Source organism: Micromonospora sp. NBRC 110037, assembly GCF_001652995.1.
Taxonomy (GTDB): domain Bacteria; phylum Actinomycetota; class Actinomycetes; order Mycobacteriales; family Micromonosporaceae; genus Micromonospora; species Micromonospora chalcea.
In genome coordinates, this window is record NZ_BBVA01000007.1 from 29,784 (window position 1) to 52,137 (window position 22,354).

Sequence of the window (22,354 nt, forward strand, 5' to 3'; positions counted from 1 at the left end):
AGGCGCTGAACACCGACGCGACGCAGCAGGCCCCGGGCACCGGCTGGTGGACCGAGGCGGTGATCTACCAGGTCTACCCGCGCTCGTTCGCCGACTCCGACGGCGACGGCATCGGCGACCTGCCGGGCATCACCTCCCGGCTCGACCACCTCGCCGAGCTGGGAGTCGACGCGCTCTGGCTGTCCCCGTTCTATCCGTCCCCGCAGGCCGACGCCGGGTACGACGTGGCCGACTACCGCGACGTCGACCCGCTGTTCGGCACGCTCGCCGACGCCGACAAGCTGATCGCCGAGGCGAAGGCGCGCGGGCTACGGGTGATCGTCGACCTGGTGCCCAACCACACCTCGTCCGCGCACCGCTGGTTCACCGAAGCGGTGGCGGCCGCCCCGGGCAGCCCGGAGCGGCAGCGTTACGTCATCCGCGACGGCAAGGGCCCGGACGGCGCCGAGCCGCCGAACGACTGGGTGAGCGTCTTCGGCGGCCCCGCCTGGACGCGGCTGCCGGACGGACAGTGGTACCTGCACCTGTTCGACTCCGGCCAGCCCGACCTCAACTGGGACAACCCGGAGGTGCGCGCGGAGTTCCTCGACGTGCTGCGCTTCTGGCTGGACCGGGGCGTGGACGGCTTCCGGGTGGACGTGGCGCACGGCCTGATCAAGCAGGCCGACCTGGCCGACTGGCAGGAGCCGCAGGAGATCCTCTCCGGCAGCGAGGTGGACAAGCCGCGCCCGCCGATGTGGGACCAGGACGGCGTGCACGAGATCTACCGGGAGTGGCGGCGGGTCCTCGACTCGTACCCCGGTGAGCGGATCCTGGTCGCCGAGGCGTGGGTGGAGCCGGCCGAGCGGCTGGCCCGGTACGTGCGCCCGGACGAGATGCACCAGGCGTTCAACTTCGAGTACCTGCTGGCCGCCTGGACCGCGCCGGCCCAGTACGCGGTGATCACCCGCTCGCTGGAGGCCACCGACTCCGTCGGCGCGCCCACCACCTGGGTCCTGTCCAACCACGACGTGGTCCGGCACGCCTCCCGGCTGGGGCTGGGCACCGCCGGTGGCCGGGCCAACGGCGTCGGCGTGGACGACCCGCAGCCGGACGCCGCGCTGGGTCTGCGCCGGGCCCGGGCGGCCAGCCTGCTGATGCTCGCGCTGCCCGGCTCCGCCTACCTCTACCAGGGCGAGGAACTGGGGCTGCCGGAGCACACCACGCTGCCCGACGAGGCCCGCCAGGACCCGACCTGGGCGCGCAGCGGGCACACCGAGCGCGGCCGGGACGGCTGCCGGGTGCCGATCCCGTGGGAGGCCGACGCCCCGTCGTACGGCTTCGGGCCGACCGACGCGAGCTGGCTGCCCCAGCCGTCGACCTGGGCCGAGTACGCGCTGGACCGGCAGCGCGGCGTGCCCGGGTCGACGTACGAGCTGTACCGGACCGCGCTGCGGCTGCGCCGCGAGCACGCGCTGGCCCGGGGCCCGCTGCGGTTCCTGTCCTCCGGCGACGAGGTGCTCACGTTCACCAACGGCGACCTCACCGTGCTGACGAACTTCGGGGCCGACCCGGCGCCGCTGCCGGCCGGCGCGCAGGTGCTGGTGTCGAGCGCGCCGCTGGACGACGCCACGGTCCCGACGGACGTCACCGTCTGGTTCCGGGTGGTGTAAGGAAGGGCCCCTTGTTAACGCCTCCGGTATAGGAAGGGCCCCTTATTAACACTCACCGTTAAGAAGGGGCCCTTCCTTCCAGGCGGTCGGCGCGGGCGTGCAGCAGGTCGTGCACCTGCGCTATGTCCCGCGGCGACGTACGCGCGGCCAGCCAGTACATGATCCCGGTCGGGATGAAGAAGAGCTGGAACGCGGCCAGCCCGACCGCGTAGTTCAACGGCGGCGGGAAGGCCGTACGCAGCGCGGCGAACACCACCCCGACCAGCCCGTTGCCGGCCGCCCGCCCGACGCCGTTGACGAGGTTGCCCAGGCTGTAGACGGTGCCCCGGTGCTCGGGCGGGTTGACGTCGGCGATCAGCGCGAACCAGTTCGGCGAGTTCGCCGACGTCAGCGCCAGCGCCACCACGGCGGTGAGCAGGCTCAGCCCCACCGTCGGCTCGGTCAGCACGCTGGACAGCACCGCCGTCACCACCGCGCCCGCCCCGGCGCCGTCGGGCACGTCGATGCGGATCGGCACGAAGAACAGGACCAGGTAGAACGGCAGCGCCGCGAGGATGCCGACGGCCGCGACGGTGGCCCGGCCGCTGGGCGTACGCCGTTGCAGCGCGTCGCCGACCAGGCCGCCCACGATCGAGAACACCCCGCCGAGCTGGAACAGGGTGGCGAAGACGCTGCCCACCACCACGGCCGTCGCCGGCGAGTAACCCTGCGCCTCGGCCCGCTGGCTGAACAGCACCGGCAGCCAGACCAGCGAGCCGAACGCGGCCTGGGCGGTCAGCCCCTGCAGGATCAGCCAGCGGTTGGTCCGGCGGGCCAGGATCCGGGGCAGGTCGGCGCGGCTGATCCGGTAGTCGTACTCGTTCCCGGCGTCGATCGCCCCGGCCAGCTCCGGTTCGCTCTGCCCGCGCCGGATGTCGTAGGTGAACAGGTACGCCACCGTGGCGGCCAGACCCACGCCGGTCAGCAGCAGGAACGGCCGCCGCCAGTCGGTCGCCCCGAGCACGCCGCCGAGCAGCGTCCCGGCCAGCGTGCCGACGCCCTGGGACAGCCCCCAGAAGCTCATCACCAGGCCGCGTCGGCGCGGCGAGATCAGGTCGGTGACCACGGAGAAGCCGACCGAGCCCACCGCGCCCAGCCCGACCGCGCCGACGAACTGCGCGGCCAGGAACGTCGCGTACCCCCCGGCGAGCGCGCTGCCGGCGGTGCCGGCGGCCCAGAGCAGCGTGCCGACCATGAGCAGCGGCTTGCGGTTGGTGCGGTCCCCCACGTACGCCCAGCCCACCGCCGCCACCGCGCTGACCAGGAAGCTGACGGCGGTGACCAGGCCGAGCATCCGCTGGGGTACGTCGAGGGCGGTGGAGATCGGCCCGTACAGCGGGGGCACCAGGCCGATCGCCACGTTGTCCAGCGAGGCGAGCACCACGAAGACGACGACGCTGTAGAACCGGTGTGCCGCGTTCCCGCGCCGGGAGACCTTCGTGCCCGTCATGCAGGGCAGCCAATCAGGTGCGGGCGGGTTCCGGGACACCGCCCCCGGCCGACGCGCATGTTAAGAAGGGGCCCCTCCTCTACCGCAGGCGTTAAGAAGGGGCCCTTCCTTACCCCCGGGCGTGGGCGTAGCGCTCGCGGATGGCGGGGACCGCCTCGCCGGTGTACTCCTCGGTGTCGCCGACCGACCAGGTGGGCGGGGTGTCGCCACCCAGCGCGACCCAGGCGGCCTGCCGGGCCGCGCCGTCGGCCACGTACTCGCCGGGCGGCGGCACCACCACCGGGCGGCCGAAGACCTGCGGCGCGATCCGCCGTACCGCGGCGGACCGGGCGCCGCCGCCGACCAGGATGATCCGGTCGGCGCGGGCGCCCTGGGCGAGCAGCGCGTCGAGACCGTCGGCCAGCCCGCAGAGCATCCCCTCGACCGCGGCCCGGGCCAGGTGCGCCGGGGTCGAGGTGCGCAGTGTCAGGCCCTTCAGCTCGCCGGTGGCGTGCGGTCGGTCCGGCGTCCGCTCCCCCTCCAGGTACGGCACCAGGACCAGCCCGTCGGCGCCGGGAAGCGCGGACAGGGCCAGCTCACCGAGCGTGTCGAGGTCGACGCCGAGCAGGGTCGCGGTGGCGTCGAGCACCCGGGCCGCGTTGAGCGTGCACACCAGCGGCAGGAACCGGCCGGTGGCGTCGGCGAACCCGGCCACCGCGCCGCTCGGGTCGGCGGCCGGGTTGTCCGCGACCGCGAAGACGGTGCCGGAGGTGCCGATCGAGACGACCACGTCGCCCGGACCGGCGCCGGCACCGAGCGCCGCGGCGGCGTTGTCCCCGGTGCCCGGCCCGAGGAGCACCGGGCCGGCGGCACCGGTTCCCGGGGTTCCGGCCGTACCGGACGCCGCGCCGTCGCCGAGCACCGCCGGGTCGAGGTGCCCGGCCGCCTCGGCCGGGCCGAGCACGACCGGCACCGTCACGCGCCGGCCGAAGGCCCGCTCCAGCAGGTCCAGCCGGTACTCGCCGGTGCGCGGCGACCAGTAGCCGGTGCCGCTGGCGTCACCCCGGTCGGTGCGCAGCGCGTCCAGGCCGGGCGCGCCGGCGAGCCGCCAGGTGAGCCAGTCGTGCGGCAGGCACACGGCGGCCACCCGGTCGGCGTTGTCCGGCTCGTGCCGGGCCAGCCAGCGCAGCTTCGTCGCGGTGAAGCTGGCCACCGGCACCGCGCCGGTCGCCTCGGCCCAGAACCGGCGGCCGGTCTCCCCGCCGCCGGCCTCCTCGACCAGGTCCCGGGCCGCGTCGGCGGACCGGGTGTCGTTCCACAGCAGCGCCGGCCGGACCACCTCACCGGAGGCGTCCAGGCAGACCATGCCGTGCTGCTGGCCGCCGACCGAGACGGCTGCCACGTCGGCCAGGCCGCCGGCCTCGGCCACCGCCGCCCGCAGGGCCTCCCACCAGGCGTACGGGTCGACCTCGGTGCCGGGCGGGTGCGGCGCGCGGCCCTGCCGGACCAGCGCGCCGGTCTCCGCGTCCCGGACCACCACCTTGCAGGACTGGGTCGACGAGTCGACCCCCGCGACGAGCGGCATGGCGGCCCGCCTCAGCGCGCGCCGAGCACGTGCTCGACGGCGAGCTGGTTGAGCCGGACGAAGCCGAAGCCCTTCGCCCCGGCGGCCTCCGGGTCGAACTCCTCGAACGCGGTCCGGTCGGCGAGCAGCTCGCGGTAGCCCTCACCGGGGTTCAGCGTCGGCGTGGCCAGCTCGGCCACGCGGGCGGCGGCGAGCGCCTCGACCACCTCCGGGTCGGCGCGGAACGCCGCGGCCCGCTCCTTGAGCAGCAGGTACGTGCGCATGTTCGCCTCGGCGGAGGCCCACACGCCGGCGATGTCCTCGGTGCGGGACGGCTTGTAGTCGAAGTGGCGCGGGCCGTCGTAGGCCGGGCCGCCGTTCGGGCCGCCGTGCTCCAGCAGGTCGACCAGGGCGAACGCGTTGAGCAGGTCGCCGTGGCCGAAGACCAGGTCCTGGTCGTACTTGATGCCGCGCTGGCCGTTGAGGTCGATGTGGAACAGCTTGCCCTGCCAGAGCGCCTGGGCGATGCCGTGGGCGAAGTTCAGCCCGGCCATCTGCTCGTGCCCGACCTCCGGGTTCAGCCCGACCATCTCCGGGCGGGCCAGGGTGGAGATGAAGCCGAGCGCGTGGCCGACGGTGGGCAGCAGGATGTCGCCCCGGGGCTCGTTCGGCTTCGGCTCCAGCGCGAAGCGCAGGTCGTAGCCGTTGTCGACGACGTACTCGCAGAGCAGGTCGACCGCTTCGCGGTAGCGGTCCAGCGCGGCCTGGACGTCCTTCGCGACGTCGTACTCGGCGCCCTCCCGGCCGCCCCACATGACGAACGTCTTCGCGCCCATCTCGGCGGCCAGGTCGATGTTGCGCAGCACCTTGCGCAGCGCGTACCGCCGCACGTCGCGGTCGTTGCTGGTGAAGCCGCCGTCCTTGAACACCGGGTGGTTGAACAGGTTGGTGGTGACCATCGGCACGACCAGGCCGGTCTCGTCGAGCGCCTTGCGGAAGCGGCTGAGCCGGGCGTCGCGGGTGGCGGCGTCCGCGCCGAACGGGACCAGGTCGTCGTCGTGGAAGGTGATGCCGTACGCGCCCAGCTCGGCGAGCCGGTGCACGGCCTCGACGGCGTCCAGCTCGGGACGGGTCGCGTCGCCGAACGGGTCACGGGCCGGCCAGCCCACCGTCCAGAGGCCGAAGGAGAACTTGTCCGCGGGGGTGGGACGGGGTGCCATGGCAGACCTCCAGTGGTGGTGTCGTCCGCGATTTGTTCAGCGGTTGAATTAAATGGCGGCGATGTGGCAGTGTCAAGAGGTGACAAGCGCCAGCACGGCCGGGGCGGTCCGGCAGGGCAGCCTGCGCGAGTTGAACCTCGCAGTGGTGCTCCGGCGGATCGCCGCCGCCGACCGCCCGCCCTCGCGGGCCGGGATCGCCGCCGACACCGGCCTGACCCGGGCCACCGTCTCCGCCGTGGTCGACGACCTGATCGCCGGCCGGCTGGTCGCCGAGGCGGAGCCGGAGCCGCGTACCGGTGCGGGCCGGCCGGCCCGGGGGCTGGTGCTCGCCTCTGACGGCCCGGCCGGGCTCGGCCTGGAGGTGAACGTCGACTACCTGGCGGCCTGCGTCGTCGACCTGACCGGCACGGTCCGGCACCACCTGGTCCGCCGCGCCGACCTGCGCCCGGTCTCCCCCGCCGACGCGCTCGCCCGGCTCGCCGCGCTGGCCGCCGAGGCGCGCGCCGCCGCCGTACGCGACGGACTGACCCTGGCCGGCGCGGCGCTCGCCGTGCCCGGCCTGGTCGGCGACGGCGGCCTGGTCCGGCTCGCGCCGAACCTCGGCTGGCGGGACGTGGACGTGCCGGCACTGCTGGCTGGGCATTCGCTGGCCGAGCCGGTCTACGGGGTGCCACCGCTCGTGGTCGACAACGAGGCCAACCTGGCGGCGCTCGGCGAGCTGTACGCCCGACCGGCCGGCCCCCGCAGCTTCCTGCACATCACCGGCGAGATCGGCATCGGCGCCGGAATCGTGCTGGACGGCTCGCTCTACCGGGGCGCGCGCGGCTGGAGCGGAGAGATCGGTCACTTCCCGGTCCAGCCGCAGGGGCGGCCGTGCCGCTGCGGCGGCCAGGGCTGTCTGGAGCGGTACGCGGGCCAGGAGGCGATCCTGGCCGCCGCCGGGCTGCCCGGCGCGGAACTGCCCGCCGACACCGCCGCCACCCGGCTCGCCGACCTGGCCGACGCCGGTGACCCGGCCACGCTGACCGCACTGGCCGACGCCGGCGCCGCCCTCGGGGTCGCCGTGGCGGGCGTGGTGAACCTGCTGGACCTGGACACGGTGGTGCTCGGCGGCGGATACGCCCCGCTCGCCCCCTGGCTGCGGCCGCCTGTGGTGGCGGAGATCTCCCGGCGGGTGCTGACCGCCGCCTGGGCACCGGTCGAGGTGCGCCCGGCCGTGCTCGGGGCGCAGTCCGCGGCGGTCGGCGGAGCCGGCTCGGTGGTCCGCCGGATCGTCGACCGGCCGGTGGGCTGGCTGGCCCGCAGCGCCTGATCCGGCCGTTCCTGGACGGGCATTACGTGCCCGCGCTCGGTACGCTTGCCGCCAGGCAACCTGTCCGCCGAGCGAGGAGTGCACCGACAGCATGCGCAGGGGTCGACTGACCGAAGCGCCCGGCCACCTGAGGTGACAGCCGCGCGCCGGGGCGGTGTCGCGGGGCCGGTCAGCGGCGGGGGGCACGCCTGGAGGAAGCGACCCCGGCGGGTGGCCGGGGCCGCGCTCCCGGCTGACGACCGGCTCGCCCAGGAGCTGCTGGACGGGCTCGCCGAAGCGGTCGTGACAGTCGACCCGGCCGGCGTGGTGGCCCTGATCAACGCGATGGCCATCGACCTGCTCCCGGAGCTGACCCCCGGCGTCGACCTGGCGGGGTGCCAGGTGCCGGCGCTGGCCGAGGCGGCGCGCACCGGATCGGACACGTTCGAGACCGAGCACCACGGCCGGCGGTTGCGCGGGCTGCGGCGCCCGCTGGCCGCCGAGCGCGGCGCCTGGTACGTCCGAGACGTCACGGAGGAGCATGCACGCACCGACGCGCTGCTCGCCGAACGCTCCCGGACCGCGTTCCTCGCCCGGGCCGGCAGCCGGCTCGGGCTGTCCCTGCACCGGGACCAGACGCTGCGCGCCGCGGTCACGCTGCCGGTGCCCTACCTGGCCGATGTCGCCGTGGTGGTGCACCGCCCGGCCCCGCCCGCCGAGGACGCGCCGCACTGGATCCGGTACGCCACCGGCGACTCCGGCCCGGTCACCGGCGTGACCGGCTGGCGCACGGTGGAGTCCGTCCCCGGGCTGGTCGAGGCGCTCGACGGCGACCGCACCGAGCCCAGTCCCTGGCTCGACGCCGAACTGGCCGACCTGGCCGAGGTGCTGCCCACCGGCTTCGGCCGGCCGGGCACCGTGCTGATCAGCCCGATGCCCAGCGCCGGCGGCCCGGCCGGCGCGCTGGTGCTGGCCCGCCGCCCCGAACGGCCCGGCTTCGACCAGCGGGAGATCGCACTGGCCCGGGAGTTCGCCGGGCGGGCCGGCGCCGCGCTGGCCGCCGCCGAGCTGTACGGCGAGCAGGCCCACCTGGCGCGCGTGCTGCAGAACAGCCTGCTCCCGCCGGAACTGCCGCGCCTGCCCGGGATGACGCTCGCCGGCGGTTACCGCGCCGCCGGGGACAGCCTGCGCATCGGCGGGGACTTCTACGACGTGTTCCCCACCGGCGAGGGCGGCCTCCTCGCGCTCGGCGACGTCTGCGGCAAGGGCGTCGGCGCGGCAGTGCTGACCGGCCGGGTACGCCAGTCGCTGCAGACGCTGCGCCTCGTCGAGCAGCGTCCCCGGGAACTGCTGGAGCTGCTCAACCGGGCGCTGCTGGACGCGCCGGACGCCGCCCGCCGGGCCCAGTTCACGACGCTCCTGCTCGGCGCGGTCCGCCGCGAGCCCGGCGGCGGGCTGCGGGTCCGGGTGGCCGGCGGCGGGCACCCCGCCCCGCTCGTCGCCCGCGCCGGCGGCGGGATCGAGACCGTCCGGGTGGGCGGCATGCCGGTGGGCGCGCTCACCGACGCGCGGTTCGTCGACGCCGAGGTACGGCTGGCGCCGGGCGACCTGCTGCTGGCGTACACCGACGGGGTGACCGAGGCCCGGGGCGGCCCGACCGAGCTGGCCATGTTCGGCGAGGACCGGTTGCGCCAGGCGGTCGCCTCCGGTGCCGGGCTCCCGCCGGCCGCGCTCGTGGAGCGGGTGCTCCAGCTCGTCGACGAGTGGCTGGACGGGCAGCCGCACGACGACATCGCCATGCTGGCGCTGGCCGCCGGGTGAGCCCGGAGCGCCGGATCGGGCCGGAGACGCTCGCCGCGTATCTCGATCACCTGGACCGGGCCGACCGGGCCGGCGCGATCGCGCTGGCGCAGGAACTGCTCGCCGACGGCGTGCCGGTCGCGGACATCCTGGTGGACCTCGTCGCGGTGGCGCAGCAGGAGATCGGCCGCCGCTGGCTCACCGGTTCCTGGAGCGTGGCCCAGGAGCACGCCGCCACCCATGTCAGCGAACTCGTGGTCGGCGCGGTGGGCGCGACGATCGGCGCACCGCGACGTGGGCACGTGGTGATGGCCTGCGTCGAGGGTGAGTGGCACGCGCTGGCCGCCCGGATCGTCGCCGAGGTGGTCCGGGCGGCCGGCTGGCGGGTGACGTTCCTGGGCGCCAGCGTGCCGGCCCGGCACCTGGTCTCCTACCTGCACCAGACCGGCCCGGACGCGGTACTGCTGAGCTGCGTGCAGCCGAACCGGCTGGTCCGGGCGGCGCGGATGGTGGAGGCGAGCCGCACGGCCGGGGTGCCGGTACTGGCGGGCGGCCCCGGCTTCGGGCCGGAGGGCCGGTGGGCCGCCACGATCGGCGCGGCGGCCTGGGGCGCCAGCGCCCGGGACGCCGTCGCGCTGCTGGACCGGCCGCTGTCCGCGGGCACGCACATCGGCGCGCCACCACCGCCGCCCGACGACTCGTACGTCGCCCTGCTGCACCGGCGGCGGGAGCTGGTCCGGCTCGCGCTGACCGCGGTGGACCCGCCCGAGGAGACCGCCGAGGACGCCGCCACCGGCATCGCGCACCTGGTGGACGCGCTGATCGCGGCCGTGCGGGTGGACGACGACCGGCTGCTGCGGGACTTCGTCGAGTGGCAGGCGGAGGCGCTGACGTCCCGGGGCGGGCGGGCGCTGCTGGACGAGGTGCTCGGCACGCTGGAGCGGGCGCTGACCGAGCATCCCCGGGTGGTGGCCCGGCTACGGGCCGTCCGCGGGTGAAGTCAGGCGGTACGGGCCACCGGCGGCTCGCCGGACGGGCGGACCGGGTCACCGATCCGCTCCCCGGAGGGCTGCAGCACCGGCCAGCCCTCGGCCGCTGTCGCCTCCCCGCGCCGGCCGACCACGTCGAACTCGCGCATGCCCTGCAGCAGTGCCACCCGGCCCTCCGAGCTCATTCCGTCCAGGATCCGCTCCAGCCGGCGCCGCCGGTCGGTGCGCAGTTCGGCGAGGAGCCGCAGGGCCTCCGGAGTGAGGTGCAGGGAGATCTCCCGCCGGTCGTAGCGGCCCGGCTCGCGTTCCAGCATGCCGGCCGCGACCAGCCGGTCGCAGAGCCGGCTGGCGGAGGAGAGCAGCATGTCGGTGAGGGTGGCGAGCCGGCGGAGGTTGATGCCGTCATACTGCTCGACGACCATGATCGCGCGTAACTGGGCACTGGACAGCCGGCTGGTGGTGCGCTCCCGGGCCGCCTCCCAGACGGCGAGCAAGGTGCCTGCCGCCTCGTCCAGGGCGGCGGACATACTCGTGTCAGGTCCCTGGGGACCAGGCTCTTCGGTCATGGTGGGCCCGAGACTACCCCCCGGATCTGCCCGGCGACCTGTGCAAAGGAGCAAAGATGAGCGGAGCGGAGGGCCGCGCGCGCCGGGTCCTGACCGAGGCGCCGACGGATCTCATCGTGGACCGGCTCGCCGCCGAGCTGGCGCGCACGTACGGAATCACCCGCACCGAGCTCTACCAGGTCGACTACCGGCTCGCCGAGCTGCTGCCGCTGGGTGACGGCGAGGCGCTCGCCCGCCCCGGTCACCCGGCCTGGCGCGCCTTCGACCATCAGGAGCCGGTGATCGCCGACGAGGTGGGCTGGTTCCCGGTGGGCATGCGCGGCGAGCGCCGGGGCGTCCTCCGGGTCTCTCCGGTACCGGCCGACCCGGACGCGCGCCGCGAGCTGGACACCATCGCCACGGTGCTCGGGCACGAGCTGAGCGCGGTCATGGCGACCACCGACATCTACCGGACCGCCCGGCGCAGCCGGCGCCTCACGCTGGCCGCCGAGATGCAGTGGGAGCTGCTGCCCGGGCGCAGCCGGATCCGGCCGTCGTTCAGCCTGGCCGGGCAGCTGGAACCGGCGTACGCGGTGCGCGGGGACAGCTTCGACTGGTCCGACGACGGCCACCGGCTCTGGCTGGCGGTGCTGAACGGCTTCGGTGAGGGGGTGGCCGCGGCGCTGCTCGCCTCGCTGGCCACGTACGCGCTGCGCAACGCGCGCCGGGCCGGGCTCCCCCTGGCCGATCAGGCCGCGCTGGCCGACCAGGCGATCTACGCGCAGCACCGGGGCCAGCAGCATGTCTCGGTGCTGCTCGTCGAACTGGACCTGGCCACCGGCACGCTGGCCGTGGTCGACGCCGGTTCGCCCCGTCTGCTGCGGCTGCGGGCCGGCGAGATCAGCGAGCAGGCGCTGGACGAGCAGTTCCCGCTCGGCATGTTCGAGGGCACCGACTACCGGGAGCAGACGTTCCAGTTGGAGCGCGGTGACCGGCTCTTCGTGGTCAGCGACGGCGTCATCGACGCCACCACCGAGCAGGGGCGCTACGGCGAGGCGGCGCTGGACCGGTTCCTGCGCCGGACCGGGCCGATGGAGCCGCTGGACGCGGTCCGGTCGCTGATCGGCGACCTGCGGGCCTTCGTCGCCGGCGATCTGGTGGACGACGCGGTGGTGGTGTGCCTGGACTGGCTGGGCCCGCAGCCCTGACCCGGCCCGCTCAGTACGCGCCGCGGCTGTTGATCACGGCGCCGAACGTCTTCCAGAGGATGGTCAGGTCGGCGGCCAGCGACCAGTTCTCCACGTAGTAGAGGTCGAGCCGGATGCCGTCCTCCCAGCTCAGGTCGGACCGGCCGCTGACCTGCCAGAGGCCGGTCATGCCGGGCTTGACCAGGAGGCGTCGCGCCACGTCGCCGTCGTAGCGGGCCACCTCGGACGGCAGCGGCGGGCGCGGGCCGACCAGGCTCATCTGGCCGAGCAGCACGTTGACGAGCTGGGGCAGCTCGTCCAGCGACCACTTGCGCAGCAGCCGGCCCACCCGGGTCACCCGCGGGTCGTCGCGCATCTTGAACATCAGGCCGTCGGTCTCGTTGCGCGCGGCCAGCTCGGCGAGCAGGGCGTCGGCGTTGACCACCATGGTGCGGAACTTGAAGACGCCGAACTCCTCGCCGCCCTGACCGACCCGGGTCTGCCGGAACAGCACCGGACCCCGGCTGTCGATCTTGATGGCGAGCGCGATCACGATCAGCAGCGGCGCCAGCACGAGCAGCGCGATCAGCGAGATCGACCGGTCCACGAAGCCCTTGACCAGCTTGCGGGCGCCACGGAACTCGGGCGCCTCGACGTGGATCAGCGGCAGGCCGGCGACCGGGCGGGTGTGGATGCGAGGGCCGGCGACGTCGGTCAGCGCCGGTGCCACCACCAGGTCGACCCCGGTGCCCTCCAGCTGCCAGCCCAGGCGGCGAAGCCGGGTCGCGGTCAGCTCACCGGAGGCGGTGACCGCCACCGTGTCGGCGCCGATCGCCGTGGCCGCCTCCGGGATGCCCCGGAAGGAGCCGACCACCGGCACGTCACCCAGCCGCTGCGGCACCGGGGCGAGCAGCGCGTCCGGAATGCACGCGCCGACCACCTGGTAGCCCGCGTACGGCTCCCGGCGCAGCGTGTGCACCAGCTCCAGCACGTGTGCCGTGTCGCCCACCACGAGCACCTTGCGCGACCAGCCGGCGCCCCGGTCGCGGGCCCGGTGCAGCCGCTTGCGGGCCGCGAACCGCGCCACCTCCAGGCCGACGGTGCCGACGGCGAAGGAGATGGCCAGGAAGCCCCGGGAGACGCCGACGTCGGCGATGTACCCGGCGATCGCGATACCGCCGGCCAGCCGCATGCTCGCCGCGCTGACCCGGCGGTACTCGTCCGCGCCGTACCCGAGCACCTGGTCGTCGTAGCACCGCATCGCCTTGAGCGAGACGAGCCAGACCAGCAGCAGCGCCGGGGCTACCACGACGTACGGGATCTCGGACCCGGTCGGCTCCTCGTCGCCGAACCGGGCCAGGTAACCGACCAGGATGGCCACCGCCAGCACGGTGGTGTCCAGCACCACCAGGACCCGGATGTAGGCCCGCTCCGCGGCTCGTGTCGTCTTGCCCGGGCGTTCACCACCGGGTCGCGACGACGTGGCAGGGGTCAACAGCGTCGCCGAGGTCACCGGCCCTCCCCACTTCGCTCAGGACCGCCCCGTCCCCGCCCGGCTCCGGTGTGGAGCCCGCGGTCGAGGCACCCGGTCATCATGCCTGGACAATTATGGTTACCGATTGATTCGGACGCATTACCGTCAGTTCTCATCCCGCGTCTTGACCCGGGAAGCCTTCCGCCGTACCGGATTTGCCGGTACGGCGGAAGACTAGCGCTGAGCTTCAGGTCAGCGCGGGGCGGGCGGCCGGAGCGCGATCGCCCGGAGGAAGATCTCGCCGATCTTGCTGGGGTCGGTGGTGACGAACGCGCCGCCGCCGGTGACCTTGGTGATCGACTCCAGCTCGGCCCGGTTCACCTCGGTGCCGATGCCGATGATGACCACCTGGACCGGCTGCTCGTCGTCCTTCAGTTTCTTCAGCTGGTCCAGCAGCTCCTTCTGCGAGATGCCGTTGTCGTCCTCGTTCTTGCCGTCGGTGAACAGCACGATCGAGTTGACCTTGCCCGGCTCCCAGTCCTGCTGCACCTTCTTGTACGCCGCGAGCATGGTGTCGTACAGGCCGGTGTCGCCGCTGGAGGGCTTGATCGAGGCGAGGCCGCGCTGCAGCGCCCCCCGGTTGCTCGACAACGGCTTTATCCCGACCAGCTCGCTCCAGTCCTGCGAGCCCTGAAGGTTCGTGGAGAACGTCCACAGGCCGATCGACCAGGAGTCGTCGAAGAGCCCGAGGCCCTGGCTCGCGGCCGCCACCGTGACCTGCTCCCGGCTGGCGCCGTTCGCCGTCGCGACCGGCTTCTTCATCGAGCCGGAGACGTCGATGACGCAGAGCATCCGGCCCGACTGCGTGGCCACCGACCAGGTGGTGGTCGCCGTCGAGATGGCGCCCGGGTCGAGGTCGGCCGCGCCGCCCTGACCGGACGGCGGCACCTGGCTCGCGCCGCCGTTCGCCGGGCTCGGCGCGCCCGTCGGGGCCTGGAAGCCGCGCCCCCAGTTGCCGTCCGGCGCGCGCAGCGCCTGCGCGGCCAGCCGGTCCTTGAAGTCCGGCGTACGCAGCACCTCGAAGAGCACCCGGGCGGCGGACGCCTTGGCCGGCTCGATGCCGGGCAGCACCGCGAACGGGTAGTCGAGCGGGATCGGCACCGGCTCCAGGTAGAGCGCGGCCAGCCGGATCGGCGGCTTCGTGCTGTTGTAGGCGATCACGTCCTCCTCGGACAGCGCCGCCGCGCCCAGCCCGTTGGCGATCGCCGTCGGGTCCGACGAGCGCGGGAACCGCGCGAGGAGGTCCTGCCGCAGCGAGGAGCGGTTCGTGGCGAGGGCCCGCAGCGCCCCGACCATCGCCTCCTGCGCCTTCGGCGAGCCGGAATCGCCGGTGGAGCTGGCGGCGGCGGTGAGCGACAGCAGCCCGGACAGGCCGGCCGCGTCCTGGGTCGGCTCGACGATCCCGGCCCGCAGCGGCTTACTCGCGGTGACCTGGGTCAGCAGGTCGGACCAGCGGAGCTTCTTGTCCGGCCACCCTATGCGCGAGGCCACCGGCTCGGGCAGCGCCACCACCACCGGGCTGCGCGCGATCGAGGCGCCGTTCGTCGGCGCGAAGGCGCTGGCTCCGCCGCTCTTGAGCCGGACCAGCCAGGTCGAGGAGTCCGGCACCCAGACGTCCGGGGTGACAGCGGTGCCGCTGGCCTGCCCGACTCCGGCGAGCGTGGCGCCGTGCTTGCTGGCCACCGCGGCGGCCACCTCGACCGACTCCGAGGAGGAGACGTTGACGGCGATGCAGGTGCCGCCCACCGCGGCGCCGTCGGCGACCCACTGGTCGGCGGCGCCGCGCACCGCGGGGGCGATCTCCGGGGCGGTCGCCACCGACAGCTCGATCCGGCCCGAACAGTTCGGGCCGGCCAGCTGCTGGTAGCCGAACCAGGAGCCGCCCACGACGGCGACCAGGGCTACCGCCACAGCGGCGGCGCCTGCTCCACGGAGGTTGGAACGCATGCGATGGCGGCCAGACACGGTGACCATCTTGCGTACCTCGTGGGGTTACCACCACAACCGTTCGGACGAAAGTTACGCAGCAGAAACAGTTGATCACCTAACTCATACGCTAAGTTACTGGTCAGTCATTTCAGAGTGATGAAGTCCACTGCGGACGGTCGTTTCGGTGACCGTCCGCTCACGGCAGGAAGCAGGTCGGGCTCGCCACCGGCACCGGCTCCCCCATCACCTCGGGCACGCCGCTGACCGGATCGACCCGGAAGATCCTGATCATGTCGGCCCGCTCGTCGGCGACGTACAGGTGCTCACCGGCGAACGCGAAGTGCCGGGGCCACTCACCGCCGGTGTCGACCTCGGCCACCAGCTCCGGCGCTTCGCCGTCGAGCGCGAAGACCGCCACCGTGCCGACGCCCCGGTTGCCCACGTAGAGGAAACGCCCACCCGGTCCCACGCTCACCTCGGACGGCTGGACATGCCCGGCCCGCCCGCTGGCGTCGACGCGCGCCCGCTCCCGCGGCCCGTCCGGCGTCAGGTCGTACGCGGTGACAGTGGCGTCCAGCTCGCCGACCAGCCACGCGCGCCGCCCGTCCGGGTGCCGGGCCAGATGGCGGGGCCCGGTGCCGGGCGGAGTGCTCACCCGGGGCTCCCGGGGCGTCAGCCGGCCGGATCCGGCGTCGACGTCGTACCGGTAGACCGAGTCGGTGCCCAGGTCGACGGCGAGCAGCGCGCCGCCGGCCGGATCCGGCGACACCATGTGACAGTGCGCGTGCTCCTGCCGGTCGGTGTCCGGGCCGTGCCCCTCGTGCCGGACCAGGTCGGCGCGCTCCCCCGGCACGCCCTCGGCGTCCAGGCCGAACACCGCCACGCTGCCGCCGCCGTAGTTCGCCACGAACAGGTGCCGACCGTCCGGGGCCACCGCCACGTGACAGGGCTCGGCCCCGCCGGACGGGCGCTCGCCCAGCGGCGTGAGGTCGCCGTCCGGCGCCACCCGGAACGCGCCGACCCGGCCGTCCGGCAGCTCGTTGCACGCGTACAGCACCGGCAGCGCCGGATGCCGGGCCAGGAACGACGGCGACGGGGTGACCGCCACGACACCCAGCGGCGTCAGCCCGCCGGTCGCCCGGTCCCGCCGGGCCGCGACGACGCCCTCACCCCGCCCGCCCGTCTCCGCCGTGTAGCCGCCGATGTGGACGATCTCGTCCTGCCCGGTCACCGCTCCCACCTTCCGTCGGTCCTGTCTCCGCCAGATCCAACCAGAGGCTTCCCGGTCAGGCGTCCGATCAGTCCCGCGACGGCCGACGAGATTCGCGGCGGGCGGCTCAGCCCACCGGCACCGGCTCGCCGCGCTGCCGCGCCACGTGCTCGACCAGCGAGATCAGCACCAGCTTGCCGGACTGCCGGTCCCGGGCGTCGCAGAGCACGAGCGGGACGTCCGGGTCCAGGTCGAGGGCGTCGCGCACCGCCTCCAGGCCGAACCGCCGGGAGCCCTCGAAGCAGTTGACGCCCACCACGAACGGGATGCCCCGCTGCTCGAAGTAGTCGATGGAGGGAAAGCAGTCGGCCAGCCGCCGGGTGTCGGCGAGCACCACCGCGCCGAGCGCGCCGAACGCCAGCTCGTCCCAGAGGAACCAGAACCGGTCCTGACCCGGGGTGCCGAACAGGTAGACCTGCAGGTCGTCGTTGATGGTGATCCGGCCGAAGTCCATCGCCACCGTGGTGGTCGCCTTCTGCTCCACCCCGGAGACGTCGTCGGTGTCGAGCCCGGCGCCGGTGAGGACCTCCTCGGTCTGCAACGGCCGGACCTCGCTCAACGCGCTGACCAGCGTCGTCTTGCCGGCGCCGAAGCCACCGGCGATGAGGATCTTCAGAGCCAGCGGCACCTGGGGCGCCCCCGGCTCCCGGTCATAACGCACGGAGTCCACTGACCACCGCCTTGAGGATGTTGTCGTCGGGCAGGTACGCGGTGGCCGGTGGCCGGTGCACCGCGACGAAGCCATGGGCGAGGAGGTCGCCGAGCAGCACCCGCACCACGCCCACGGCGAGGTCCAGGTCGGCGGCGAGGTCGGCCACGGCCTTCGGCCGGCGGGCCAGTTCGATCAGCCGGCGATGCTCCGGCTGGAGGCCGGGCGTGCCGGCCGGCTCGGCGTCCGGCGTGGCGAGCACGAAAGCCAGCAGGTCGAAGCCGTCCACCGGCGGGCGCACCCGGCCCCCGGTGAGCGTGTACGGGCGCACCACCGGACCGGCGTCGGCGTCCAGCCACTCGTGCTGCGGCCCCGGCGAGTCAGCGCGCATCGGCCGGCCCCCCGCCGCTGCGGACCGGCGCGGCCAGGTTCTCCCCGACCCGGATCACCAGCATCGCCATCTCGTACGCCACCAGGCCGATGTCGGCGTCGGCGTCGCTCGCCACCGCCAGGCAGGCGCCCTGTCCGGCGGCGGTCACGAAGAGATAGGCCGACTCCATCTCCACCACGGTCTGGCGGACCGCGCCGCCGCCCAGGTGCCGGGTGGCGCCCTTGGCCAGGCCGGAGAAGCCGGACGCCAGCGCGCACAGGTGCTCCGCTTCGCTGCGGTCCTGGTCGCCGGAGGCGCCGAGCAGGAGCCCGTCCGCCGAGAGCACCACCGCCCGGCGTGCGGCGGGCACCCGCTCCACCAGGTCGTCGAGCAGCCAGTCGAGATCGGCGTTCTGCCGCGTCGTGTACACCACTAGGCGTCCCTCTCAGTCGCGGTTCGGTCCTCCGCCACCGGCAGGGCGGGCTCCACGGCCGGCCCCGACGTGGCGGACGGCGTACCGGTGTCAGGCTTTTCGGTGGTGGCCGGATCGGCGTCACCGGCCGGGTCGGTGGCGCGGGCGCCGTCCCGGCGACCCCGCGCGGTGCCCGCCTGCAACGCCGACATGGCCCGGCGTGCCTCCTCCGGCGTGCGGTACGCCGGGGCGTCCACGACCGCCGCGCGCGGACGCGCGGACGCGCCGCGCCGCCGGATCCGGCGTGGCAGGCCGTCGCCGTCGGTGGGAGGCTCCACGGTCGAGGCGCGCGCGGACTGCAACGGGACCACGGTGCTCTCCGACCGGTCCCGTCCCGGCCGGTTCGGGCGCCCCGGACGCGGCACCGTCGTCAACCGGGTCACCTTGGCCAGGCGCCGCCGCTCCGGCCCGGCGGGGCCGTCCGTGCCCACCGGCGGCTCGTCGGTGATCAGATCCGACGGTACGAACACCGCGGCGACGATCCCGGCCGGACGGGCCGGCCGCAGCTCCACCCGCACGCCGTGCCGTGCGGCCAGGCGCGCCACCACGAACAGCCCCAGCCGGGCGCTGCCGGCCGGGTCGAACTCGGGCGGCTCGGCCAGCTTGCGGTTGGCGGCGGCCAGGGCCGGCGCGGACATGCCCAGCCCCCGGTCGGTGATCTCGATGGTGTAGCCGCCCGGCACGGTCCGGCCGGTGACGTCCACCCGGGTACCCGGCGGGGAGTACGCGGTGGCGTTCTCGATCAGCTCGGCGAGCAGGTGGATCACGTCGCCGACGGCCCGGCCGAGCACCCCGGCCGACGCCACCTCACCCACGTCGACCCGGTCGTACGCCTCGACCTCGGAGATCGCGCCGCGCATCACGTCGACCGCGGCGACCGGCCGGCGCCAGCCCCGCCCGGGCGCGGCGCCGGCGAGGATGACCAGGTCCTCGGCGTGCCGCCGGAGCCGGGTCGCCAGGTGGTCGACCTGGAACAGTCCGGCCAGCTCGTCCGGGTCCTCGGTACGCCGTTCCAGCCGGTCCAGCAGCGCCAACTGCCGGTGCACCAGGCCCTGGCTGCGCCGGGCGAGGTTGAGGATCACCTCGTTGAACCCCCGGCGCAGGGTGACCTCGTCGATCGCGGCGCGCACCGCGGTACGCCGCACCTCGTTGAACGCGCGCGCCACCTGGCCGATCTCGTCGCCGCCGTGGTCCAGTTCGGGCGCCTCCCGGGCGACGTCGACCTCCTCGCCGCGGCGCAGCCGGGCGACCACGTCGGGCAGCCGCTGCTCGGCGACCTCGGTCGCGGCGGTGCGTACGCCGGTCAGCCGCCGGGCCAGCGACCGGCCGACCCGCAGCGCCACCAGCACGCAGACGACGATCGCGACGAGACCCAGCACACCGGCGGCGGCGAGCTGGACGAGGATCCGGGTGGCCATCGGCACCGACCGCTCGGCCAGGGCGTCCGCGCCGCGCAGCTCGAAGTCGCGCAGGCTCTGCCACACCTCGGCGTGGCCGGCCTCCCAGCCGGCCATGTCGAACCGGGCCGGCAACGCGGACGAGCGGATCAGGGTGTCCTGGAGCGCGCGCAGCTTGACGAACCCGGCGCCCTCGGTCAACCGCTGGTACGAGGTCCGTTCCTCGGAAGGCAGCTCGGCGACCGCCGTCTCCGCCAGGAAACGCTGGTTCTCCAGGGTCCGGACCAGCTGCTCGTGCTCGCCGTCGGCGTACCGGCCCGCGATGACCGCGCCGGCCAGCAGCGCGTCGGCCTGGCCGAGCAGCTCGCGGGAGCGGCCCAGCGCGGTGAGCGCCGTCGCCTCCCGGTTGAGCTGGGCGTCGGGCAGCGCTGCCATCGCGCCGAACGCCTGGAACGCCGAACCGATCATCCCGCTGTAGAGGCCGACGGCGCCGGACCGGTCCACCTTCCGGTCGTCGATGAAGGCGCGTCCGGCGGGCAGCGCGTCCAGTGCCGAGACCAGCTGGTCGAGGCGGCCGTCGAGCTGCTCGTCGGCGACGTCGCGCAGGGCCTTGCCGTCGACCTTGCGGCGCAGCTCGACGATCGCGTCGTCGGTGCGTACGCGCTGTTCCGCCAGGGCCGGCAGGGCGCTGCGGCCGGCGAGCTGGACCACCGACAGCCGTCGCTCCCGTTGCAGCTCCGCCACCACGCGCTCGCCGGGACGGCCGAGGTCGTAGAGAAGGGTACGGGCGGAGAGCAGATCGAGCGCGGGCCCGAAGGTGAGCGTGGTGGCGAAGATCCACAACGCCAGCAGCCCGGTCACCGGGCCGATGACCAGCGCGGTCAGCTTGGCGCGGATCGGCCAGTCACGGGTGTTCAATCAGACCTCGCCCGGGAAGGTGTCGCTCGGTGGCGCCGGCAGCGGCCGTCACGTTCGCCGGCCACGACGCCGGGCCCCGGCCCGGACGCCTTGGGCAGGATACGTAATCCGGGGCGGATGCACTACCGGCCGTCTCGGCTCTCACTACGGTCCGAGACGGGCACGGCGGGCGCAGTCGGACACCGGACCGGCACCGGACGGCGGTCGCGACACCGCTCCTATTTCCCGACCGGGGCGGAAAGTGCCGCGCAACGGGATTGGCGATCACCCGCATGAGGGAATACCAGCGGGCGAAGGAGGAGCCATGTCGTCCACCCAGGTAATCGTCATAGTCATCGTCGTCCTCGTCATCGCCGCGCTCGCCGCGTTCGCCGTGGTCGCCAGCCGCCGCCGGGCGCTGCGGGAGCGTTTCGGCCCGGAGTACGACCGGGTCGTCGCCGAGCAGGACAGCCGCGGCGCGGCCGAACGCGAGCTGCGTGAGCGCGAGCGCCGGCACGCCGAACTGGAGCTGACCCCGCTGAGCCCGGAGTCCCGGGCCCGCTACGCCGCCGCCTGGGAAGAGCTGCAGGTGCGCTTCGTCGACTCGCCCGCCGAGACCGTCGGCGAGGCGGACGAGCTGGTCAGCCGCCTGATCGCCGAGCGCGGATACCCCACCGGGGACTTCTCGGACCAGATCGCCCACCTCTCCGTCGAGCACGCCCGCACGCTCACCCACTACCGCGACGCCCACGAGATCCGGCAGCGCAACGAGCGCGGTGAGGCCGGCACCGAGGACCTCCGGCAGGCGCTCGTGCACTACCGGGCCCTCTTCGCCGACCTGCTCGGTGAGGACCCGGTGCCCACGTGGACGCCGCAGCCGGAGCAGCGGGAGCAGCCGGAGCAGCGCCACCCCGACCACGACCACGACGTCACGAGCCGCTGAGGAGGCCGCCGCCATGCGCCAGGAAGAGCAGCAGGTCACGCAGGACCACCCCGAGGCCGTCCGGTCCGCGCCGGTACCGGTGCCACAGCCGGGCGACCACGCCGGCCCCGGCCGGCACGACGCCGACCGGGCCGACGTGCCCGAGGACGCGCTCGACGACCGGGGCACCTTCGACGACCCGGCCGTCGCCGACGACCGGCGCGAACTCGGCGCCGACGACCGGCGCCACGACGGAATCGACGACCGGGGAGACGAGGTCGACGAGACCCGCGCGTACGACGCCGGCGAACTGAGCGACGCGGCCGACCGTACCGACGACGGGCGCGACGACGACGGGCGTCCGCCGTTCCACGAGCCGGCGCCGCTGCCGACGGCGTTCGGCGCGGCCACGGTGGGCGACGCGGTCGCCGCGTCGGCGCTGGCGAGCGGCCGTCCGCAGGACGAGCGCGACGCCCGCGACGAGGACACGGCCGTGCCGGGCGACGGCGCGCCGGGCCGGACCGACCCGCTGGACGACGAGCGGGCCGATCCGACGGCCGGGGACCGACTGCACGACCGCGACCGCTGGGACGCCGAGCACGCCGACGGCGACGCGGCGGCCGACGGCGACGCGCGGGCCAACGGTGTCGTCCGGGACGACGCGGCGGCCGACGGCGCGGTCGGGTACGGCAGCGCCGAGCCGGGCCTGGTCGACCCCGACGCCGAGCCGGTCCCCGCGGCCGACGAGGACGCCGACCGGCGCCACGACCACGTCGACGCGGGCACCGCGGCGGCGGGCGCGGCAGCGGCCGGCACGGCCCTGGGCGGGGCGGACCGGCCCACGCCGGGCGCGGTACCGGCCGACGCCGCGACGCTGTTCGCGCCGGAGGCGGCGCAGGGCTTCCGGGACCGCTGGCGCGACGTGCAGCTGCGCTTCGTGGACGACCCGCGCGCCGCGGTCGGCGAGGCCGAGTCGCTCGTCGAGGAGGCGATCGAGGCGCTCTCCACCGCCCTGCGCGAGCAGCGCACCCGGCTCGGCGCGTGGCAGGAGTCCGGCTCCACCGACACCGAGCAGCTCCGGGTGGCCGTGCGCGGCTACCGCGACTTCCTGGACCGCGTACTGGGGCGCTGAGGCCCGCCGCAGGACCCCACCGAGCCCCGGCCGGCGACCCGGCCGGGGCTCCGTCGTGCCCGGACC

At 74.8% G+C, this 22,354-nt stretch carries 18 protein-coding genes; 7 read left to right on the forward strand and 11 right to left on the reverse strand.

Annotated features, from left to right (window positions below; genetic code table 11):
• The first annotated feature begins 5 nt into the window (after positions 1–5).
• Positions 6–1,652 (forward strand): alpha-amylase family glycosyl hydrolase, encoded by a 1,647-nt coding sequence (locus tag A4R25_RS20645; RefSeq protein ID WP_064447782.1) that lies wholly within the window; start codon positions 6–8, stop codon positions 1,650–1,652.
• Between the two features lie 58 nt (positions 1,653–1,710).
• Here A4R25_RS20645 and A4R25_RS20650 read toward each other — a convergent pair whose 3' ends face one another.
• From A4R25_RS20650 to xylA, 3 genes are all read right to left on the reverse strand, one after another.
• Positions 1,711–3,141 (reverse strand): MFS transporter, encoded by a 1,431-nt coding sequence (locus A4R25_RS20650; RefSeq protein WP_043328800.1) that lies wholly within the window; start codon positions 3,139–3,141, stop codon positions 1,711–1,713.
• A gap of 109 nt (positions 3,142–3,250) precedes the next feature.
• Entirely contained in the window at positions 3,251–4,705 is a 1,455-nt protein-coding gene (gene xylB / locus A4R25_RS20655; protein ID WP_064447783.1) for a xylulokinase, read from the reverse strand.
• 11 nt (positions 4,706–4,716) lie between these two features.
• Positions 4,717–5,904, reverse strand: a complete 1,188-nt coding sequence (gene xylA, locus A4R25_RS20660; protein WP_043328799.1) for a xylose isomerase — start codon at positions 5,902–5,904, stop codon at positions 4,717–4,719.
• A 52-nt stretch (positions 5,905–5,956) separates the two neighbouring features.
• Between xylA and A4R25_RS20665 the strand changes: the two genes are divergently transcribed.
• From A4R25_RS20665 to A4R25_RS20675, 3 genes are all read left to right on the forward strand, one after another.
• Entirely contained in the window at positions 5,957–7,216 is a 1,260-nt protein-coding gene (locus tag A4R25_RS20665; RefSeq protein WP_064447784.1) for an ROK family protein, read from the forward strand.
• Positions 7,217–7,426: 210 nt separating this feature from the next.
• A complete protein-coding gene (locus tag A4R25_RS20670; protein ID WP_231915593.1) occupies positions 7,427–9,016 on the forward strand; it encodes a PP2C family protein-serine/threonine phosphatase in 1,590 nt (529 codons plus the stop codon).
• Positions 9,013–9,993 (forward strand): B12-binding domain-containing protein, encoded by a 981-nt coding sequence (locus tag A4R25_RS20675; protein ID WP_064447785.1) that lies wholly within the window; start codon positions 9,013–9,015, stop codon positions 9,991–9,993. Before A4R25_RS20670 ends, A4R25_RS20675 begins: the two co-directional genes overlap by 4 nt.
• A 2-nt stretch (positions 9,994–9,995) precedes the next feature.
• On the opposite strand, the gene A4R25_RS20680 is transcribed toward A4R25_RS20675, so the two are convergent.
• Positions 9,996–10,511: a MarR family winged helix-turn-helix transcriptional regulator gene (locus A4R25_RS20680; protein ID WP_064447786.1), complete on the reverse strand. Its 516-nt coding sequence runs from the start codon at positions 10,509–10,511 to the stop codon at positions 9,996–9,998.
• A gap of 95 nt (positions 10,512–10,606) precedes the next feature.
• Here A4R25_RS20680 and A4R25_RS20685 point away from each other — a divergent pair, with 95 nt between their 5' ends.
• Positions 10,607–11,737: a PP2C family protein-serine/threonine phosphatase gene (locus tag A4R25_RS20685; protein WP_064447787.1), complete on the forward strand. Its 1,131-nt coding sequence runs from the start codon at positions 10,607–10,609 to the stop codon at positions 11,735–11,737.
• Positions 11,738–11,747: 10 nt separating this feature from the next.
• Here A4R25_RS20685 and A4R25_RS20690 read toward each other — a convergent pair whose 3' ends face one another.
• The 7 genes from A4R25_RS20690 to A4R25_RS20720 form a co-directional block, all read right to left on the reverse strand.
• Positions 11,748–13,229, reverse strand: coding sequence for a sugar transferase (locus tag A4R25_RS20690; RefSeq protein WP_043328795.1), 1,482 nt, complete (start codon positions 13,227–13,229; stop codon positions 11,748–11,750).
• Positions 13,230–13,442: 213 nt separating this feature from the next.
• Positions 13,443–15,197 (reverse strand): substrate-binding domain-containing protein, encoded by a 1,755-nt coding sequence (locus tag A4R25_RS20695; RefSeq protein WP_051611375.1) that lies wholly within the window; start codon positions 15,195–15,197, stop codon positions 13,443–13,445.
• Between the two features lie 178 nt (positions 15,198–15,375).
• Positions 15,376–16,410 carry a lactonase family protein gene (locus A4R25_RS20700; protein WP_176722729.1) on the reverse strand — a complete coding sequence of 345 codons (1,035 nt, stop codon included), beginning with the start codon at positions 16,408–16,410 and terminating at the stop codon, positions 15,376–15,378.
• A gap of 106 nt (positions 16,411–16,516) precedes the next feature.
• Positions 16,517–17,119 (reverse strand): ATP/GTP-binding protein, encoded by a 603-nt coding sequence (locus A4R25_RS20705; RefSeq protein WP_043328792.1) that lies wholly within the window; start codon positions 17,117–17,119, stop codon positions 16,517–16,519.
• The gene (locus tag A4R25_RS20710) at positions 17,100–17,489 is read right to left on the reverse strand and encodes a DUF742 domain-containing protein (RefSeq protein ID WP_030502282.1); all 390 of its coding nucleotides are present in this window, start codon (positions 17,487–17,489) and stop codon (positions 17,100–17,102) included. Before A4R25_RS20710 ends, A4R25_RS20705 begins: the two co-directional genes overlap by 20 nt.
• On the reverse strand, positions 17,479–17,901 hold the full coding sequence (locus tag A4R25_RS20715; protein ID WP_064447788.1) for a roadblock/LC7 domain-containing protein: 423 nt from the start codon (positions 17,899–17,901) through the stop codon (positions 17,479–17,481). The genes A4R25_RS20710 and A4R25_RS20715 overlap by 11 nt, the downstream gene beginning before the upstream one ends.
• A complete protein-coding gene (locus A4R25_RS20720) occupies positions 17,901–20,255 on the reverse strand; it encodes a nitrate- and nitrite sensing domain-containing protein (RefSeq protein WP_064447789.1) in 2,355 nt (784 codons plus the stop codon). The genes A4R25_RS20715 and A4R25_RS20720 overlap by 1 nt, the downstream gene beginning before the upstream one ends.
• A gap of 304 nt (positions 20,256–20,559) precedes the next feature.
• On the opposite strand from A4R25_RS20720, the gene A4R25_RS20725 reads away from it, so the two are divergent.
• Together A4R25_RS20725 and A4R25_RS32240 are read left to right on the forward strand one after the other, a co-directional pair.
• Complete coding sequence (locus A4R25_RS20725) at positions 20,560–21,177, forward strand: hypothetical protein (protein ID WP_064447790.1); 618 nt, start codon at positions 20,560–20,562, stop codon at positions 21,175–21,177.
• Positions 21,178–21,190: 13 nt separating this feature from the next.
• The gene (locus tag A4R25_RS32240) at positions 21,191–22,288 is read left to right on the forward strand and encodes a hypothetical protein (protein WP_064447791.1); all 1,098 of its coding nucleotides are present in this window, start codon (positions 21,191–21,193) and stop codon (positions 22,286–22,288) included.
• The last annotated feature ends 66 nt before the right edge of the window (positions 22,289–22,354 follow it).

What these genes read in the sequence shown, in the direction of transcription:
- A4R25_RS20650 (WP_043328800.1), bottom strand. Translation starts at nt 3,141, where the DNA reads ATGACGGGCACGAAGGTCTCCCGGCGCGGGAACGCGGCACACCGGTTC.
- xylB (WP_064447783.1), bottom strand. Translation starts at nt 4,705, where the DNA reads ATGCCGCTCGTCGCGGGGGTCGACTCGTCGACCCAGTCCTGCAAGGTG.
- xylA (WP_043328799.1), bottom strand. Translation starts at nt 5,904, where the DNA reads ATGGCACCCCGTCCCACCCCCGCGGACAAGTTCTCCTTCGGCCTCTGG.
- A4R25_RS20665 (WP_064447784.1), top strand. Translation starts at nt 5,957, where the DNA reads ATGGCGGCGATGTGGCAGTGTCAAGAGGTGACAAGCGCCAGCACGGCC.
- A4R25_RS20680 (WP_064447786.1), bottom strand. Translation starts at nt 10,511, where the DNA reads ATGTCCGCCGCCCTGGACGAGGCGGCAGGCACCTTGCTCGCCGTCTGG.
- A4R25_RS20685 (WP_064447787.1), top strand. Translation starts at nt 10,607, where the DNA reads ATGAGCGGAGCGGAGGGCCGCGCGCGCCGGGTCCTGACCGAGGCGCCG.
- A4R25_RS20695 (WP_051611375.1), bottom strand. Translation starts at nt 15,197, where the DNA reads ATGCGTTCCAACCTCCGTGGAGCAGGCGCCGCCGCTGTGGCGGTAGCC.
- A4R25_RS20710 (WP_030502282.1), bottom strand. Translation starts at nt 17,489, where the DNA reads ATGCGCGCTGACTCGCCGGGGCCGCAGCACGAGTGGCTGGACGCCGAC.
- A4R25_RS20725 (WP_064447790.1), top strand. Translation starts at nt 20,560, where the DNA reads ATGTCGTCCACCCAGGTAATCGTCATAGTCATCGTCGTCCTCGTCATC.
- A4R25_RS32240 (WP_064447791.1), top strand. Translation starts at nt 21,191, where the DNA reads ATGCGCCAGGAAGAGCAGCAGGTCACGCAGGACCACCCCGAGGCCGTC.